The sequence below is a fragment of the Halomonas sp. SIMBA_159 genome (assembly GCF_046536035.1).
Taxonomy (GTDB): Bacteria; Pseudomonadota; Gammaproteobacteria; order Pseudomonadales; family Halomonadaceae; genus Vreelandella; species Vreelandella venusta_A.
In genome coordinates, this window is record NZ_JAWJBT010000114.1 from 1 (window position 1) to 421 (window position 421).

The window sequence follows — 421 nt, forward strand, 5'->3', positions numbered from 1 at the left end:
GATGCCTCCCATGCCGGGTCTTCCTCGCGGTGGGCGACGGCGAGCAGGTGAATCTCGCGCAGGGCGTTGCGGACCGCCTCCCATTCCGCCACCGACCAGAACATGAAGGTCGCCGGGAGGTTGTAGTCGGCGTGCTTCACTGCTGGGCCGGTCCGAGCCAATTGCGGAGGGCGTTGAGCGCGCCTTGCAGGGATTCAAGCACTTCGTCCGGCACCGTGACTTGGGTGGTGACGCTGATGTTGTTGACGGCGGTGATGAGGTCGTCCATCTTGCCGTTCTGCGCCTCGACCGCCGCCGCCAGACGGTTCATGGCCTGCGCCTGCGAGGCGATGGCCCGGCTCTGCTCACGGATCGCCTCGATCTCCAGCCGCTTGTGGGCCACGATGTCGTGGCTGAACAGGCTCATCATGTAGGTGTCGCC

1 protein-coding gene is annotated in these 421 nt (G+C 65.8%); it reads right to left on the reverse strand.

Translation table 11 applies throughout. The annotated features are described in order from the left end of the window. Positions 1-136: 136 nt before the first annotated feature. A partial coding sequence (locus tag R0J87_RS18605; protein ID WP_498888048.1) for a hypothetical protein occupies positions 137-421 on the reverse strand: 285 nt, incomplete at its 5' end.